General features: G+C 69.2%; 15 protein-coding genes and 1 pseudogene. 7 read left to right on the forward strand and 9 right to left on the reverse strand.

What is annotated here, in order from left to right; translation table 11 throughout:
- Positions 1-464: 464 nt before the first annotated feature.
- The 3 genes from AB8998_RS16230 to AB8998_RS16240 all read left to right on the forward strand — a co-directional run bounded on the left by AB8998_RS16230 (position 465) and on the right by AB8998_RS16240 (position 3212).
- Positions 465-1400 carry a PAC2 family protein gene (locus AB8998_RS16230; RefSeq protein ID WP_369738805.1) on the forward strand — a complete coding sequence of 312 codons (936 nt, stop codon included), beginning with the start codon at positions 465-467 and terminating at the stop codon, positions 1398-1400.
- A gap of 115 nt (positions 1401-1515) precedes the next feature.
- Positions 1516-2994, forward strand: coding sequence for an amino acid permease (locus AB8998_RS16235; RefSeq protein WP_369738806.1), 1479 nt, complete (start codon positions 1516-1518; stop codon positions 2992-2994).
- Positions 2995-3071: 77 nt separating this feature from the next.
- Positions 3072-3212, forward strand: a complete 141-nt coding sequence (locus tag AB8998_RS16240) for a hypothetical protein (protein ID WP_369738807.1) — start codon at positions 3072-3074, stop codon at positions 3210-3212.
- A 17-nt stretch (positions 3213-3229) separates the two neighbouring features.
- Here the strand turns inward: AB8998_RS16240 and AB8998_RS16245 are convergent, their stop codons facing one another.
- A complete protein-coding gene (locus tag AB8998_RS16245) occupies positions 3230-4114 on the reverse strand; it encodes an SDR family oxidoreductase (RefSeq protein ID WP_369738808.1) in 885 nt (294 codons plus the stop codon).
- Positions 4115-4139: 25 nt separating this feature from the next.
- Positions 4140-5387, reverse strand: a complete 1248-nt coding sequence (gene mshC / locus AB8998_RS16250; RefSeq protein ID WP_369738809.1) for a cysteine--1-D-myo-inosityl 2-amino-2-deoxy-alpha-D-glucopyranoside ligase — start codon at positions 5385-5387, stop codon at positions 4140-4142.
- A 361-nt stretch (positions 5388-5748) separates the two neighbouring features.
- On the opposite strand from mshC, the gene AB8998_RS16255 reads away from it, so the two are divergent.
- Positions 5749-6552 carry a PE family protein gene (locus tag AB8998_RS16255; protein WP_369738810.1) on the forward strand — a complete coding sequence of 268 codons (804 nt, stop codon included), beginning with the start codon at positions 5749-5751 and terminating at the stop codon, positions 6550-6552.
- A 41-nt stretch (positions 6553-6593) separates the two neighbouring features.
- Here the strand turns inward: AB8998_RS16255 and AB8998_RS16260 are convergent, their stop codons facing one another.
- From AB8998_RS16260 to AB8998_RS16280, 5 genes and pseudogenes are all read right to left on the reverse strand, one after another.
- Positions 6594-7361, reverse strand: a complete 768-nt coding sequence (locus AB8998_RS16260) for a 3'(2'),5'-bisphosphate nucleotidase CysQ (RefSeq protein ID WP_369741610.1) — start codon at positions 7359-7361, stop codon at positions 6594-6596.
- Between the two features lie 64 nt (positions 7362-7425).
- Entirely contained in the window at positions 7426-8241 is an 816-nt protein-coding gene (locus AB8998_RS16265) for an SCO1664 family protein (protein WP_369738811.1), read from the reverse strand.
- Positions 8225-8812 carry a DUF3090 domain-containing protein gene (locus tag AB8998_RS16270; RefSeq protein ID WP_369738812.1) on the reverse strand — a complete coding sequence of 196 codons (588 nt, stop codon included), beginning with the start codon at positions 8810-8812 and terminating at the stop codon, positions 8225-8227. Before AB8998_RS16270 ends, AB8998_RS16265 begins: the two co-directional genes overlap by 17 nt.
- A 75-nt stretch (positions 8813-8887) precedes the next feature.
- Positions 8888-9624 (reverse strand): annotated as a pseudogene (locus AB8998_RS16275) (histidine phosphatase family protein).
- A gap of 105 nt (positions 9625-9729) precedes the next feature.
- The gene (locus AB8998_RS16280) at positions 9730-10032 is read right to left on the reverse strand and encodes a hypothetical protein (RefSeq protein ID WP_369738813.1); all 303 of its coding nucleotides are present in this window, start codon (positions 10030-10032) and stop codon (positions 9730-9732) included.
- A gap of 163 nt (positions 10033-10195) precedes the next feature.
- Between AB8998_RS16280 and AB8998_RS16285 the strand changes: the two genes are divergently transcribed.
- From AB8998_RS16285 to AB8998_RS16295, 3 genes are read left to right on the forward strand one after another with little or no spacing between them, the layout of a single operon-like run.
- Complete coding sequence (locus AB8998_RS16285) at positions 10196-11209, forward strand: YncE family protein (RefSeq protein WP_369741611.1); 1014 nt, start codon at positions 10196-10198, stop codon at positions 11207-11209.
- Positions 11206-11475 (forward strand): DUF5703 family protein, encoded by a 270-nt coding sequence (locus AB8998_RS16290; protein ID WP_369738814.1) that lies wholly within the window; start codon positions 11206-11208, stop codon positions 11473-11475. Before AB8998_RS16285 ends, AB8998_RS16290 begins: the two co-directional genes overlap by 4 nt.
- A gap of 32 nt (positions 11476-11507) precedes the next feature.
- The gene (locus AB8998_RS16295; protein ID WP_369741612.1) at positions 11508-12605 is read left to right on the forward strand and encodes a quinone-dependent dihydroorotate dehydrogenase; all 1098 of its coding nucleotides are present in this window, start codon (positions 11508-11510) and stop codon (positions 12603-12605) included.
- 88 nt (positions 12606-12693) lie between these two features.
- Here the strand turns inward: AB8998_RS16295 and AB8998_RS16300 are convergent, their stop codons facing one another.
- Positions 12694-13551, reverse strand: a complete 858-nt coding sequence (locus AB8998_RS16300; protein ID WP_369738815.1) for an SDR family oxidoreductase — start codon at positions 13549-13551, stop codon at positions 12694-12696.
- 53 nt (positions 13552-13604) lie between these two features.
- Positions 13605-14423: an HAD-IIB family hydrolase gene (locus AB8998_RS16305; protein WP_369738816.1), complete on the reverse strand. Its 819-nt coding sequence runs from the start codon at positions 14421-14423 to the stop codon at positions 13605-13607.
- Positions 14424-14426 lie beyond the last annotated feature (3 nt).

Below are 14426 nucleotides of genomic sequence, written 5' to 3' on the forward strand. Positions count from 1 at the left end.
TCCGCCGACGCAGTGCCGTGGTCAGTTCGTGGGTGCAGTCCGGCCGGATGTGCGGCTCGAAGGTCTCTGAAGCCGGGGCGCTGTTGGAGGCGTTCACGTACGTTCCTTCCGTAGTGGAAGGCGTCCTTGACTTCGCCGAGCGTGGCGGATACCGGTAGGCAGCCGGAACCGTTGCAACGCCTCTCGACCAGAGGAGTCTACGTCGCCACCCGACGTCTGGACGCCCAGCTCGACCCGACCCGCTCGGCGATTGCGAAGCCCTTGAGCGCCAGCTCGCGGATCTTGTCGGCCATGTCGGTAGTTACCCAGCTTAACCAAATGGCTGCCGAACGTATTTCGGCTCGACCGCGTCGTAGCCGGCCACCGCACGCTGGGGTTTGTTTTCGGCTGCCACCCGCTTAAGGATAGCCGTCCTATGGATTCGGGCTCGCCCCCGGCGGCGGGGTCCGCCGCCCCCGACCCGCATGCCGCACGGCCCGCGTCGTCGCCGGGGGACGCCGTACCCTGATTCTGTGACTTGGAGGGATGGCGGGCGCGAGGGCGGTGCCGCGCTGCCCGAACTGCGCAACACCGTCGTCGTGGCGGCGTTCGAGGGCTGGAACGACGCCGGTGACGCGGCCAGCGACGCGCTCGAGCACCTCGAGGCCATCTGGGAAGCGGAGGCCATCGTCGAGATCGACGACGAGGCGTACTACGACTACCAGGTGAATCGTCCGGTGATCCGCCAGATCGACGGCGTCACCCGCGAGCTGGTGTGGCCGGCGATGCGCATCTCGCACTGCCGGCCGCCGGGCAGTGGCCGCGACGTGGTGCTGATGCACGGGGTGGAGCCCAACATGCGCTGGCGCACCTTCTGCGCCGAGTTGGTGGCCATCGCCGACAAGCTCAACGTCGACACCGTCGTGATCCTCGGCGCCCTGCTGGCCGACACGCCCCACACGCGACCGGTGCCCGTCTCCGGCGCGGCCTACTCGCCGGAGTCGGCGAAGCTGTTCGGCCTGGAGGAAACGCGCTACGAGGGGCCGACCGGGATCGCCGGGGTCTTCCAGGACGCGTGCGTGGCCGCCGGGATCCCCGCGGTGACGTTCTGGGCGGCGGTGCCGCACTACGTGTCGAGTCCGCCCAACCCGAAGGCGACGGTGGCGCTGCTGCGGCGCGTCGAAGAGGTGCTCGACATCGAGGTTCCGCTGGGCGATCTGCCCGCGCTGGCCGAGGAGTGGGAACAGTCGATCACCGAGGTGGCCGCCGAGGACGAGGACCTGGCCGAATACGTGGAGTCGCTGGAGCAGCGCGACGCCGAGGTCGACATGAGCGAAGTCCTGGGCAAGATCGACGGCGACGCGCTGGCTGCCGATTTCGAACGCTATCTGCGCCGCCGCCGCCCCGGATACGGGCGCTGAGTCCGCCCCACCGACGAGACCGCCACAATTTGCCGTCATCGGCGGCGATGCGAAAAAATCGGCAGTTCAAGGGCAAACCCAGCCGGACGGCGTAAGCGACGACGATAGGACCCGCATGGCCGCGTGCCCCGATCCCGACAGTCCGGCGCCCGGCGGGGACCCCCTCGGCGAAGAGGCCGGCTATCACAAGGGACTCAAGCCGCGGCAGCTGCAGATGATCGGCATCGGGGGTGCGATCGGGACCGGACTCTTCCTCGGCGCCGGCGGGCGGCTCGCCAAAGCGGGGCCCGGGCTGTTCCTCGTCTACGCGTTGTGCGGTGTCTTCGTCTTCCTGATCCTGCGAGCCCTGGGCGAGTTGGTGCTGCACCGCCCGTCGTCGGGCTCATTCGTGTCCTACGCGCGGGAATTCTTCGGCGAGAAGGCCGCGTACGTCGTCGGGTGGATGTACTTCCTGAACTGGGCGATGACGTCGATCGTGGACACCACCGCGATCGCCACCTACCTGCACCGGTGGAGCTTTTTCGCCGTCGTCCCCCAATGGCTCCTGGCCCTGATCGCCCTGGCGGCCATCCTGGGCATGAACCTGATCTCGGTGGAATGGTTCGGCGAGCTGGAGTTCTGGGCTGCGCTGATCAAGGTGTTCGCGCTGATCGCCTTCCTGGTCGTGGGGACCGTCTTTCTCGCCGGCCGCTATTCCATCGACGGGCGCAGCACCGGATTGAGTCTTTGGACGGGCCATGGCGGCTTCTTCCCGACCGGGCTGGCGCCCCTGCTGGTGGTCACCTCCGGCGTCGTGTTCGCCTACGCCGCGGTCGAACTCGTGGGCACCGCGGCCGGGGAGACCGCGGAACCGGAGAAGATCATGCCGCGGGCCATCAACTCCGTGATCGCGCGCATCGCGGTGTTCTACGTCGGGTCGGTCGCCCTGCTCGCCCTGCTGCTGCCCTACACCGCCTACAAGGCCGGGGAGAGCCCGTTCGTCACGTTCTTTTCCAAGGTCGGCTTCTACGGCGCCGGGGACCTGATGAACATCGTGGTCCTCACCGCGGCGCTGTCGAGCCTGAACGCGGGCCTCTACTCGACCGGCCGCGTCATGCATTCGATAGCGATGAGCGGCAGCGGCCCGAAGTTCGCGAAGCGGATGTCCCGCAACGGCGTGCCCTACGGCGGCATCGCGATGACGGCCGTCATCTGCCTATTCGGGATCGCGCTGAACGCCTTCAACCCCGGCGAGGCGTTCGAGATCGTGCTCAACGTCGCAGCGCTGGGCATCATCGCGTCGTGGGCCACGATCGTGCTGTGCCAGCTTCAGCTCCGCCGGGCGGCGCGCGCGGGGCTCCTGCAGCGCCCGCGGTTCCGCATGCCGCTGACGCCGTACAGCGGGTACGCGACCCTGGCGTTCCTGGTCGCCATCCTGGTTTTGATGGGCTTCGACGCACCGATCGGCACGTGGACGGTGGCATCGCTGCTGGTGATCGTCCCGGCCCTGGTCGTGGGGTGGTACGTGGTGCGCCACCGCGTCATGGCCGTCGCGGATCGGCGCACGGTGCCGCAGCCGCCGATTGCCAACCCGCCGGTGCACCCGCGAGACTGATGCCCGTCGCCGAACCCCGCCCGCAGGAGTGAACCGCCATTCGCAACCGCTACGCCGCCACACCCCCGCTGTACGGAATGGCCATGGTCTTTTTGGCCATCGCCGTCGTCGCGGCCACCGCGTACCTGCACGCGGGCTGGTGGTCGGCCATCGGGTACGGCGCCGCGGCGCTCATCGCCGTGGTCGGCTTCGCGCTCATCTTTCGCGACCTGTCCTGACGCCGGGCGCGGACGGGTCAGGCCCCGGGCTTCTGCAAATCCTCGTTGTAGGCGCTCGTGGAGCGGCCGAGCGCGGCGACCTCGGCGTCCATCCGCGGCAGCAACTCGGCGGTGGTCCTGCGGATGGGCAGTGCCCCGACCGGGGTGGACAGCACCGGTTTGAGCCAGCGGAACGCGCCGACCCAGGGCGGGCAGTAGACGTGGTCCCGGCGGCCCTCGATGCCCTTCACCAGGGCGTCGGCGCACTTGTCGACGGTGGTCGTCTTGTTCAGCGGCCACGGCAGCTTGGCGAGCAGCTCGGCGAAGGAGGGCAGGTCAGTCTTGGTGTCGCGGACCAGCGCGGTGTCGATCCAGGACATGTGCGAGGAGCCCACCCCGACGCCCCGGTGGGCCAGCTCCAGGCGCAGCGCGTCGGCCAGGATCTCGACGCCGGCCTTCGACGCGTTGTAGGGCGCCAGCCCCGGGGCTGCGGCGTATGCCGCCAGCGACGAGACGACGAGCACGTAGCCACGACGGTCGATCACCGACGGCAGGGTGGCGCGCACGGTGTGGAAAACGCCCAGCACGTTGACGTCCAGCACCCGCTTGAACGCCTCGGGATCGACCTGCAGCACCGATCCGTAGCTGGCGATGCCGGCGTTGGCCACGACGACGTCGATGCCGCCGAAGCGTTCGACGGCCTTCGCTGCCGCCGCCTGCATGGCGGGCAGATCGCGCACGTCGGCGACCGCGGTCAGCACCACGTCCTCGCCGAGCTCAGTGGCCAAGGTGTCGAGCTCGACCTTGTCCAGGTCGGTCAGCACGAGTTTGGCGCCCTTGTCGCGCAGCCGGCGGGCGGTCTCGGCCCCGATCCCCCGGGCGCCACCGGTGATGAAGACGACTTTGCCCTGCAGCGATGTCATGGCCGAAAAGGTACCGCCGCGCCGCCTAGAGGTCCACCCCGAGCAGCGCATCGACCGCGGTCGCGACCAGCCGGGGCGCGGCGGTGTCGTGGCCGCCGTATTCGAGCGCGTCGGTGACCCAACCGTCAAGGGCAGCAAGGGCTTTGGGGGTGTCCAGGTCGTCGGCCAGGTAGCGCCGCAGCCGGGCGAGGACGTCGGCGGCGTCCGGGCCCGCCGGCAGCGCCGCGGCGGTGCGCCAGCGCCGCAGCCGCGCCGTCGCCTCGGCGAGCACCTGCTCGCTCCAGAACCGGTCGGCGCGGTAGTGCCCGGCGAGCAGGCCGAGCCGGACGGCCGCCGGCTCGACGCCCCGCGCGCGCAGCGCCGAGACCAGGACCAGGTTGCCGCGGCTCTTGGACATCTTGTGGCCGTCCCAGCCGATCATCCCGGCGTGCACGTAGTGGCGCGCGAAACGCCGCTCGCCCCCGACGCATTCGGCGTGGGCGGCGGTGAACTCGTGATGCGGGAAGATCAGGTCGCTGCCACCGCCCTGGATGTCCAGTCCGCTGCCGAGGCGGCTGAGCGCGATCGCCGCGCATTCGACGTGCCAGCCGGGCCGGCCGGCCCCGAACGGTGACGGCCAGCTGGGCTCCCCGGGCCGCGCGGCCCGCCACAGCACGGCGTCGAGCGCGTCGGACTTACCCGGCCGATCCGGGTCGCCGCCACGCTCGGCGAACAGCCGCAGCATGGTCTCGCGGTCGTAGCCGGACTCGTAGCCGAACTGCAGGGTGGCATCCGCGCGGTAGTAGACGTCGGGGTACTCGTCCTCGACGGTGTAGGCCGCCCCGGCGGCGACCATTTTCTCGACGAGTTCGACGACCTCGGCGATCGCCTCGGTGGCGCCGACGTAGTCGTGGGGCGGCAGGACGCGCAGCGCGGCCATGTCCTCGCGGAACAGGGCCACCTCGCGGTCGCCGAGCTCTCGCCAGTCGATGCCGTCGCGGTCGGCGCGCTCGAACAATGGGTCGTCGACGTCGGTGACGTTCTGCACGTAGCGGACGTCGTGACCGGCGTCCAGCCAATACCGGTGCACGAGGTCGAACGTCAGGTAGGTGGCGGCGTGCCCCAGGTGGGTCGCGTCATACGGCGTGATCCCGCAGACGTACATGCCGGCGACCGCGCCCGGGCCGGTGCCGACCGTCACCGGGCGGACCTGACGGTCGGAGGTGTCATAGAGCCGCAGCTCCGGGCCGCGTCCGGGCAACTCCGGAACCCCGGGAGAACTCCACGACTGCATGCCCCCGACTTTAGGCGCGGCGACGATGCGGCCCGGAACGGGCCGCTGAGTAGGCGCGCAATCCAACCCAGCGCGGCGACGATGCGGCCCGGAACGGGCCGCATGGACACCCCCTACAAACCGAAAGTCGTGTCGCGCGTCCTCACCGCGCAATTCTGCACGATTAGAACGCGAATTCGCAGTGCATTGTTGAGTCAGCGATACCGAACCAGGACCAACGACTCCCCCATTGGTTTTCGAGCTAGAAAAGCGGTCGAAAAATTCAGACGGCCAATAACGCGAATATCTTGTTAGGATTTGATTCGCGACAATATTTACCGGCCCGTCTTCGCGGGCCGCCTTTCCGAGAGGGGAGAAAGCCATGTCGGTGTTGAGCATCGAGCCGGACGCCATATCGGGAGCAGCCGCAAAATTGGAGGACCTCAACGCTGCCCTGCGCAGCGCGACGGTGGCGGCGGCGAGCAGAACAACCGCGATCGCGGCGCCGGCCTCTGATGAGGTGTCGAGGGCAGTCACATCCCTTTTTGGTGCGCACGCGCAAGAATTCCAGGCCCTAAGCACCAGGGCGGCGGCTTTTCATGATCAATTTGTTAGCCTATTGAGCCACGGGGCGGCACAGTATCTGAATGCCGAGTTTACTAATGCTGAAACTGTCGCGAATTCGATCAACGGGACCTCGACACCGGCCGCGCTCGCCGTCATCGGCCTTAACGAGCAGACCTTCAACATCCCGTTCGGCCCGTTCACGATAACAGCGAATCAGACGCTCACCCTCACGAACAGTGGATTTTCCGGAATAATTCAGGGAAGCCTTAGCTTCAACGGTCCGCACGGTTTAGTAAATGTGTTCTCAGGCAACGGGAACGAGAACTTCTCTGCGCTCAACGGCATATTGTCGGGAGACTTCGCTGGAAGCGGCTCATCGATTTCGGCCACCGGATACGGATCCCTCAATGAACTCTCCGGTGCGTTCTCCGCCGTGTTGAACGGGCTCGGTCCGTCCTGGTACGCAGGGGGTTCGATCGGCGGGTTCCTTCCCGTGAACGGCACCGGGTCCCCCCAAATCACCGCGCTCTCGTTGATGTTCGACGGGAGACTGTTGCCCGTCCAGCCGCTCATCGGCGACTTGAACCTGCTATTGCGGCAGTGGTACCCCTACATGTAGTCGGCCGCCGAGGAGACGTGCAGCCTCGGCGTGGCCGCTGGTCACCGGTAGGCGTCGCGTATCGCTCCGAGCAGAATCGGCGCCAGCTCGGCACGGCACATCACGAAGTCGGGCAGGTAGGGGTCGTACTGGTTGTAGCGCAGCGGGGAACCGTCGAGGCGCGACGCGTGCATGCCGGCGGCCATCAACACCCCGGCCGGCGCCGCCGAGTCCCACTCCCATTGCCCGCCGGCGTGCACGTAGGCGTCGACCTCGCCGTCGATCACGGCCATCGCCTTGGCGCCCGCCGAACCGATCGCCACGGGCTGGATGGGCAGCATCTGGTGGATGCGGTAGAGCACCGCGGGCGGCCTGGTGGCGCTGACCGCGATCCGGATGGTGCCGGTGACGCCGACGCGCGCGGCGTCGGCGGTCACCGTGTCGCTCCGGTACACCGTGTTGCCGCGGGCCGGCAATGCCACTGCGGCGTCGGTGATCTCGCGCTGGCCGTCGGTGGGCCGCTGCCACAACGCGACGTGGACCGCCCAGTCGTCGCGGCCGGGGGTGGAGAACTCCCGGGTGCCGTCGAGCGGGTCGACGATCCACACCCGGTCGCGCTGCAGCCGGACCAGGTCGTCGTGGGCTTCCTCGCTGAGCACCGCGTCGCCCGGACGCTCGGCGCGCAGCCGCCGCAGCAACAGGTCGTTGGCCAGCCGGTCGCCCGCGTCGCCGAGCATCCACGGATGACCGAAGCCGATCTCCTCGCGCACCTTGAGCAGCAACTCCCCGGCGTCGGCGGCGAGATCGGCGGCCAGTGCGGCATCGGTCATCTCATCCGCGCCGGGGCTCACCGTCCCAGTATCGCCGACGCCGGAGCCGGCGTCGGAGTCCGCGTCAGAAGGCCGGCCACGGAATGGGGCGGTGCCGGTTGGGTTCGGGCATCACCGGCTTGTCCAGCAGCGCCTGGGCGCGCCCGCGCAGGGCCAGAATCTCGGCCGGGGTGACGTGCCCGGCCAATTCGTCGCACAACGAACCGCGCAGGGCGTCGACGAGGCCGGCGACCGCCTCGCACGTCGCGTCGTCGATCGGCTTGCCGGCCCAGCCCCACAACACCGTGCGCAGTTTGTTCTCGACGTGCAGGCAGACACCGTGGTCGACCCCGTAGACCCGCCCGTCGATCCCGGACAGGACATGACCGCCCTTGCGATCGGCGTTGTTGACCAGGATGTCGAAGACCGCGATCCGCCGTAGCCGAAGGTCGTCGGCGTGCATCAGGACGACCTCGTCGCCGGCGTAGTCGTAGGCCCGCAGCACCGGCAGATAACCCGGCTGCGGCTTGCCGGCGGGAAACAAATCGATCAGGTCCGGTCCCGGCCGGGGATCGGCGCCGACCGCGTCGCCGGGTTGCTGCACCCACAGCTGCACCATGCCCGGGCCGGCGGGCCCGTCACGAATCACGGTGTAGGGCACGATGTCCCAACCCAGCTGCACCGACACCAGGTAGGTGCCGACCTCCCGGCCGGCCAGGGTCCCGTCGGGAAAATCCCACAGCGGCTGCTCCCCCGAGACGGGCTTGTAGACGCAGTGCACGGTCGAGCGGCCCAGGCTCGCCTCGCACAGGAAGGTGGCGTTGCTGGCCGAGCGGATCCGTCCGAGCATCGTCAGCTCGCCGTCGCGCAGCACCTCTCGCCGGTCATTCGTCGACGTCATCGCCGGGCCCGAGCAGCGCGCCGCGCCGGTAGCCGTTCGTGCGCGCGCAGATGTGACCGTCAGGGTCCAGCGGTTCCTCGCACAACGGGCAGGGCGGGCGTCCCGCGGAGATGACGCGGTTGGAGCGGCTGGCGAACTGGCGCGCCGACTCCGGCGTCAGGAACACCCGTACGGCGTCGGGGCCCTCCTCGGTGTCGTCGAGCACCACCGAGGCGTCGAACTCGCCGTCGGTGACCGCCAGCAGTTCGACCACCACCGTCTGGGCCTCCGAATCCCAGCCCAGCCCCATCGTGCCGACCCGGAACTCCGCGTCGACGGGCGTGACCAGCGGGCTGAGGTCGTCGATCTCGGAGGGCTCCGGCGGCACGGGCGTACCGAACCTGCGGTTCACCTCGAGCAGCAGCGCACCGATGCGTTCGGCCAGCACCGCAACCTGTTGCTTCTCCAACATCACGGACACCACCCGCGCATCGTGCACGGCCTGGATGTAGAACGTGCGATTGCCGGGCTGGCCGACGGTCCCGGCCACGAATCGGTCGGGGGTGCGGAAGACGTGAATTGCGCGGGGCATGGCACTTCCAAAATACCGGCTGTTGCCGTCGCCGTGCGATCCGATGGGGGACCCGATCGTCGCGCGGCGGCGAAATCAGTCGGTCGAGCCGCCGACCACCGCGTCGCCGGCCGGCACCGCCCCGGACGATTGTTCCTGCGCCTGTCCCGGCTCCTCCCGGGCGTCGTCCTTGGGGGTGGGCGCCGCCCGCAACGCGGCCGATAGCCGCGCACCGGTGTGGTTGACGTGCAGCACGAACGGCCGCAGCTCGGTGTAGCGGATGACGCTGACCGAGATCGGGTCGGCGGTGACGCGCTGGAAGCCGTCGAGATGGATGCCGTAGGCGTCGGCGATCACCGCCTTGATGACATCACCGTGGGTGCACGCCACCCACAGCGCGTCGGCCCCGTGTTGCTCGGCCAGCCGGCGGTCGTGTTCGCGTACGGCGGCCACCGCGCGGGCCTGGACCTGCGCCAGCCCCTCGCCGCCGGGGAACACCGCCGCGCTGGGGTGGGCCTGGACCACCTTCCACAGCGACTCGCCCGCCAAGTCGCCCAGCTTGCGACCCGTCCATTCCCCGTAGTCCACTTCGGCGAGCCGGTCGTCGACCTGCGGCTCGAGGCACAGGGACTCTGCGAGCGGTTCGACGGTGCGCCGGCAGCGCAGAAGGGGGAGCAGACGACCGCGCGGATCGGCAGGTCGCCGATCCGGTCGATCAGGCCGGCCGCCTGTTCGCGTCCCCTGTCGTCGAGATCGACGCCCTCGGACCGGCCCGCGAGGACGCCCGCGGTGTTTGCGGCGGACCGGCCGTGCCGCACCAACATCACGGTCATGCCGCGGCCAGCGCAGCCGAGACGACGCCAGGGAGCCGAGCCGTCGTCGAAACCGCAGTCACGACGACGACGGTACCTGGTGCCCAGGGCTGCCGACCGACCTGACTAGCGTGAGACGGGCACTGCGTGCGCGACCGAGTCGCGCACCGCCGCGGTCAGGCTGCGCTCGTCGGTGAGGTCGATGTCGACCAGGCCGCGGACCGCGGTGGCGACCACCTCTTCGGCCTGCGGAACCGGCCCGGCCAGGCGCGGCCGGTACACCTCGACGACGAGCGATCCGTGCTCGATGCGGAAGGAGAAACTACGCCCGTCTCCGACCCGCCCGTAGCCACTGGCGAAAATCCCCGTCAACATGTCCTCGACCGCGAAATGGTCGTCTACGACATGCCGGTCAACGGTGACGGTCATGTGGGGAACATACCTCTCCGGTACGGCCCGGTGTCGCCTACATGGCCGTATCGGATACGAAACCGTTCCTTAGAATTGACCTTTCCGTTATCCGACCCGAGGTTGCCCGTTGCCGTCACGACAGAAATCCGGTGAGCGACCTGTTCAGCGGCGCGTTGCCACATTGCTGGGGTTGCTGACGCTGCTCACGGCGTGCTCCTCGAATCCGCTCGAGGCCCCTCCACCCACGATCGAACCGGCCCGGCCGGCCGTGTCGCCGCCGCCGTCGCAGGAGCCGGCCGGTTCGGTACGGCCACTGGCCGGACACGCCACGGCGGCGGTTTTCGACGCGGCCACCCACCAGTTGGTGGTCCTGACACCCGGCCCCGACGCGGCGGCCCCGTCCGCGCTGACCGCGTTCGGCGATCCGCGGGGCGCGCCGCGTCTCGTCACTCTGCCGGGTCCGGCGGCGGCGCTGACCGGCGACGGCCACGGCACGGTCTACCTGCCTACCGACGGCGGGTACTTCGTGGTCGACGTGGCCACCGGCCACACGGCCCACGCGCGGGTCGCCGGGGCCGAGCAGACCCAGTTCACCGCGATCGCCCAACGCGCCGATGGCAAGCTGGTGCTCGGCAGCGCTGACGGCGCGGTCTACATCCTCGGCGCCACCACCCCGGACCGCGACGGCACCGCGACCGTCGCCAGTCGGAGCAAGATCTTCGCGCGCGTGGATGCCCTTGTCGCCCAAGGCGATACCACGGTGGTGCTGGACCGGGGACAGACCTCGGTGACGGCGATCGGCGCCGACGGCCGCGCCCAGCAGGCGCTGCGGGCAGGCGAGGGCGCGACCACCCTGGCCGCCGACCCGCTGGGCGTGGTGCTGGCCGCCGACACCCGCGGCGGCCAGCTGCTGGTGTACAGCGTCAACCCGCTGATGCTGCACCAGGCCTACCCGGTGCGGCAGTCCCCCTACGGCCTGGCCGGTTCCCGCGAGTTGGCCTGGGTATCCCGGACCGAATCGAATACGGTGGTTGGTTACGATCTGTCCACCGGAATTCCCGTCGAAAGGGTGCATTACCCAACCGTGCAGCAACCGAACTCGCTGGCCTTTGACGAAGCGTCAGGCACCCTGTACGTGGTGTCGGGGTCAGGTGCGGGGGTCCAGGTCATCGAGCACGCGGCGGGCGGGCGTTGAGCGCGCCGCGCCGAGCGGCGTTGCCCGCGGGCTGGGACACCGAGATGTCCGACGAATACGAGTGGGCGCCGTTGCGCCTGCCCCCGGACGTCACCCGGATCAGCGCGTCCACCCGCCTGTCGATCGAGGCCGAATACCGCGGCTGGGAGCTGACCCGCGTGCGGCTCTACACCGACGGCAGCCGACGGGTGTTGTTGCGCCGCAAGAAGACTCGCTTGGACAGGGCCGACGCCACCGGGCGCCGGCCCGACCAGCCGGAACTGTGACGGCCGTCGAGCGGCACGAATCCGCCCATCGCATATACGGTCTGGTGCGCCGGCTGCTGTTCGCCGTTCCGCCCGAGCGTATCCACATGCTGGTCTTCGCCTTGCTGCGCGGCGCGGCGGCCGTCGCCCCGGTGCGCCGGGCGCTGCACCGGCTGTTGGCTCCCTCCGATCCGGTGCTGGCCAGCACCGTGTTCGGGGTGCGGTTCCCGGGTCCGCTGGGGCTGGCCGCCGGTTTCGACAAGGACGGCACGGGGCTGCGCACGTGGGGCGCCCTCGGGTTCGGGTACGCCGAGGTCGGCACCGTCACCGCACGCCCGCAGCCGGGCAACCCGGCCCCCCGCATGTTCCGGCTGCCCGCCGACCGGGCCCTGCTGAACCGGATGGGCTTCAACAACCTCGGCGCGGGCACGCTCGCGGTCCGGCTGGCCCAGCACCGTGCCGCGGTGCCGATCGGGGTGAACATCGGCAAGACGAAGACGACCCCGGCCGCCGACGCCGTCGACGACTACCGGGCCAGCGCCCGCCTGGTCGGCCCCCTCGCGTCGTACCTGGTGGTCAACGTGAGCTCGCCGAACACGCCCGGACTGCGCGACCTGCAGGCCGTCGAGTCGCTGCGGCCCATCCTGGCGGCCGTCCTTGCGGAAGTTTCGACAGCCCCGGGGTCCTCGACCCCGGTGCTGGTGAAGATCGCCCCGGACCTGTCCGATTCCGACGTCGACGACATCGCGGACCTGGCCATCGAGTTGGGCCTGGCCGGAATCGTCGCCACCAACACCACCGTGTCGCGCACCGGACTGAGCACCCCCGGCGTCGACCGGCTGGGCCCGGGTGGCATCTCGGGACCACCGGTGGCGCGCCGCGCCGTCGAGGTGCTGCGCCGGCTCCACGCGCGGGTCGGCGACCGACTGGTGCTGATCAGCGTCGGGGGCATCGAGACCGCCGACGACGCGTGGGAACGCATCACCGCCGGGGCCTCGCTGCTGCAGGGCTACACCGGTTTCATCTACGACGGCCCGCTATGGGCCAAGCACATTCACGATGGCATCGCCCACCGGCTACACGAGGGAGGGTTCGCCTGCCTGGCCGATGCCGTCGGCTCGGCGGCCAGGCGGGAGGGCCCGGCGGCGTGAACCGGCCGTCGGCGATCCGCCGGCGCGAGAGTGCGTGTGCCCGGCCCCCGATGTGGTTCTCGCGGCGGGTGTTGCGGCGCACGTTCGATCAGGCTGTCAGTTCGGCGACCCGCACCCGGGTGGCCGACCACACCGTTCCGGCGGCAGCGCGCATTTCTGGATGGCGTGTCGAGAGCTCAACATCCACCGGTCGCCGTGCGCATGACCTCTCGGTTGCCACCGCCACAGCCGGCGCGCGTTTGCCGAGCAGCCCGGCGATGTAGTTTGCCCACTCCAACTTCGTCAGCCCGTCGACGCCGACGGCGTGATATACGCCGCGCCGGACATGCGTCGCGATGGTCATGGCGGTGACCTGAACAACATGGTCCAGCGGAATCGGAAACCGTCGGCGCTCGTCGCATCGAAGAGGTAGGCCCTTCACCGTCGCGTTGACGGCTTCAGCAACAAAATCTCTACTCCCGAACAGCAGAGGAAGCCGCAGCACGACATGGTCGCCGTCGTCGAGGAGAAACTGCTCCGCCTCAACCTTGTGACGTCCATAAACCTGCTGGGGCGACACCTGGGCGTCCTCACGGTAAGACCCGGGCGCCCCGAATACGTAGTCGGACGAATAGTAGATGATGCGACCGCCGATACGCGACGCCGCGGCGGCCGCATGGCGCACGCCCCGCACGTTGACGTCGTAGGAGGCCGACGGATCCCGCTCGCACCGATCCGGGTCGGACAAACCCGCAGCGTAGATCACGACCCGGGGCCGCACGGCTTCGACACACTCGACGACGTCCCCGGCGGAGCGGACGTCGACGCCGTGAACGTTCGCCACCGGCGGGTGGCGCGACGCACTGCTGATCGACAAGCCGTATCCGGGGAGCAGCCGGCCCAACGCTTCCCCGACGCGGCCACCCGCCCCGAGGATCAGCACGTCGGTGCGACGAGACGTCGCCATCTCAGCTGGACCCGAATTTCATCGCGCCCACCGTCGCCATCGTTCGTCCCACATCAGTCGGACGTCACGATCCTGTCCAACCACCCGGCAAGGGCGTTCGAGCCCGGGCCGTCGATGTGCTCGCGCGCCGCCGTTCTCGCACGGGCGGTCGCGGCCCCCACCGCGACCCCGTAGCCGACCATGCACAGCATCGGCGCGTCGGAATCACTGTCGCCGAAGGCCACGACGTCGCCCGGCGCTATGCCGAGATGCCGGCACAGTACCGTCATTGCATCAGCCTTCCCGACGCCCTTGGCCTGGATGTCACAGCAATCCAAGCCGCTCGCCACGGCGTCCAGGTCGGGAAATGCTTCCATATCGCCGAGTAGCCGTCTGCAGGCCGATTCGTTCCCCCGGCACATAACTTTCAAAACTGAAATACCGACCGTATCCTGCAGCGCATCCGAGGGGAGTCGGGAGTCGGCCGTCAAACCTGTCGCCCGCTCTTCGACTTCGATGAGGGTGGATTGCCCGAACGCCATCCAGTGCAATCCGTCACTCACATAGAGGTTCACCGCGCCGCCCATATTCGAAAATGTGCGGAGGACGTCAATCAGACGCCCGTCGACTCCGAAACTCTCAGCGGTCAGCTGCCGGCCGGACGCGGTTCTGGCCAGGGCGCCGTTATACGCTATCAAGTGCGCATCCAACCCCAAACCACGCGCAAGAAGTTCCAGTGAGGCAATCGGTCTCGAGCTGACGAGAACTATCTGGAGTCCTCGCTTCTGCAGTTTCCGAAGGGACGCTGCGGTGACATCGGAAACAGGATTTTCCGAATCCAGCAACGTGCCGTCGACGTCGAAGGCGACGAGACGCGCGTGGACATCGTGCATGTC

Origin of the sequence: Mycobacterium sp. HUMS_12744610 (assembly GCF_041206865.1) — a bacterium.
In the GTDB taxonomy this organism is placed as follows: domain Bacteria; phylum Actinomycetota; class Actinomycetes; order Mycobacteriales; family Mycobacteriaceae; genus Mycobacterium; species Mycobacterium servetii.

Bases quoted from the DNA above. Each gene is read 5' to 3' on its own strand.
- AB8998_RS16230 (WP_369738805.1), top strand. From the start codon at position 465: ATGCCGCACGGCCCGCGTCGTCGCCGGGGGACGCCGTACCCTGATTCT.
- AB8998_RS16235 (WP_369738806.1), top strand. From the start codon at position 1,516: ATGGCCGCGTGCCCCGATCCCGACAGTCCGGCGCCCGGCGGGGACCCC.
- AB8998_RS16240 (WP_369738807.1), top strand. From the start codon at position 3,072: ATGGCCATGGTCTTTTTGGCCATCGCCGTCGTCGCGGCCACCGCGTAC.
- AB8998_RS16245 (WP_369738808.1), bottom strand. From the start codon at position 4,114: ATGACATCGCTGCAGGGCAAAGTCGTCTTCATCACCGGTGGCGCCCGG.
- mshC (WP_369738809.1), bottom strand. From the start codon at position 5,387: ATGCAGTCGTGGAGTTCTCCCGGGGTTCCGGAGTTGCCCGGACGCGGC.
- AB8998_RS16255 (WP_369738810.1), top strand. From the start codon at position 5,749: ATGTCGGTGTTGAGCATCGAGCCGGACGCCATATCGGGAGCAGCCGCA.
- AB8998_RS16260 (WP_369741610.1), bottom strand. From the start codon at position 7,361: ATGACCGATGCCGCACTGGCCGCCGATCTCGCCGCCGACGCCGGGGAG.
- AB8998_RS16265 (WP_369738811.1), bottom strand. From the start codon at position 8,241: ATGACGTCGACGAATGACCGGCGAGAGGTGCTGCGCGACGGCGAGCTG.
- AB8998_RS16270 (WP_369738812.1), bottom strand. From the start codon at position 8,812: ATGCCCCGCGCAATTCACGTCTTCCGCACCCCCGACCGATTCGTGGCC.
- AB8998_RS16280 (WP_369738813.1), bottom strand. From the start codon at position 10,032: ATGACCGTCACCGTTGACCGGCATGTCGTAGACGACCATTTCGCGGTC.
- AB8998_RS16300 (WP_369738815.1), bottom strand. From the start codon at position 13,551: ATGGCGACGTCTCGTCGCACCGACGTGCTGATCCTCGGGGCGGGTGGC.
- AB8998_RS16305 (WP_369738816.1), bottom strand. From the start codon at position 14,423: ATGCACGATGTCCACGCGCGTCTCGTCGCCTTCGACGTCGACGGCACG.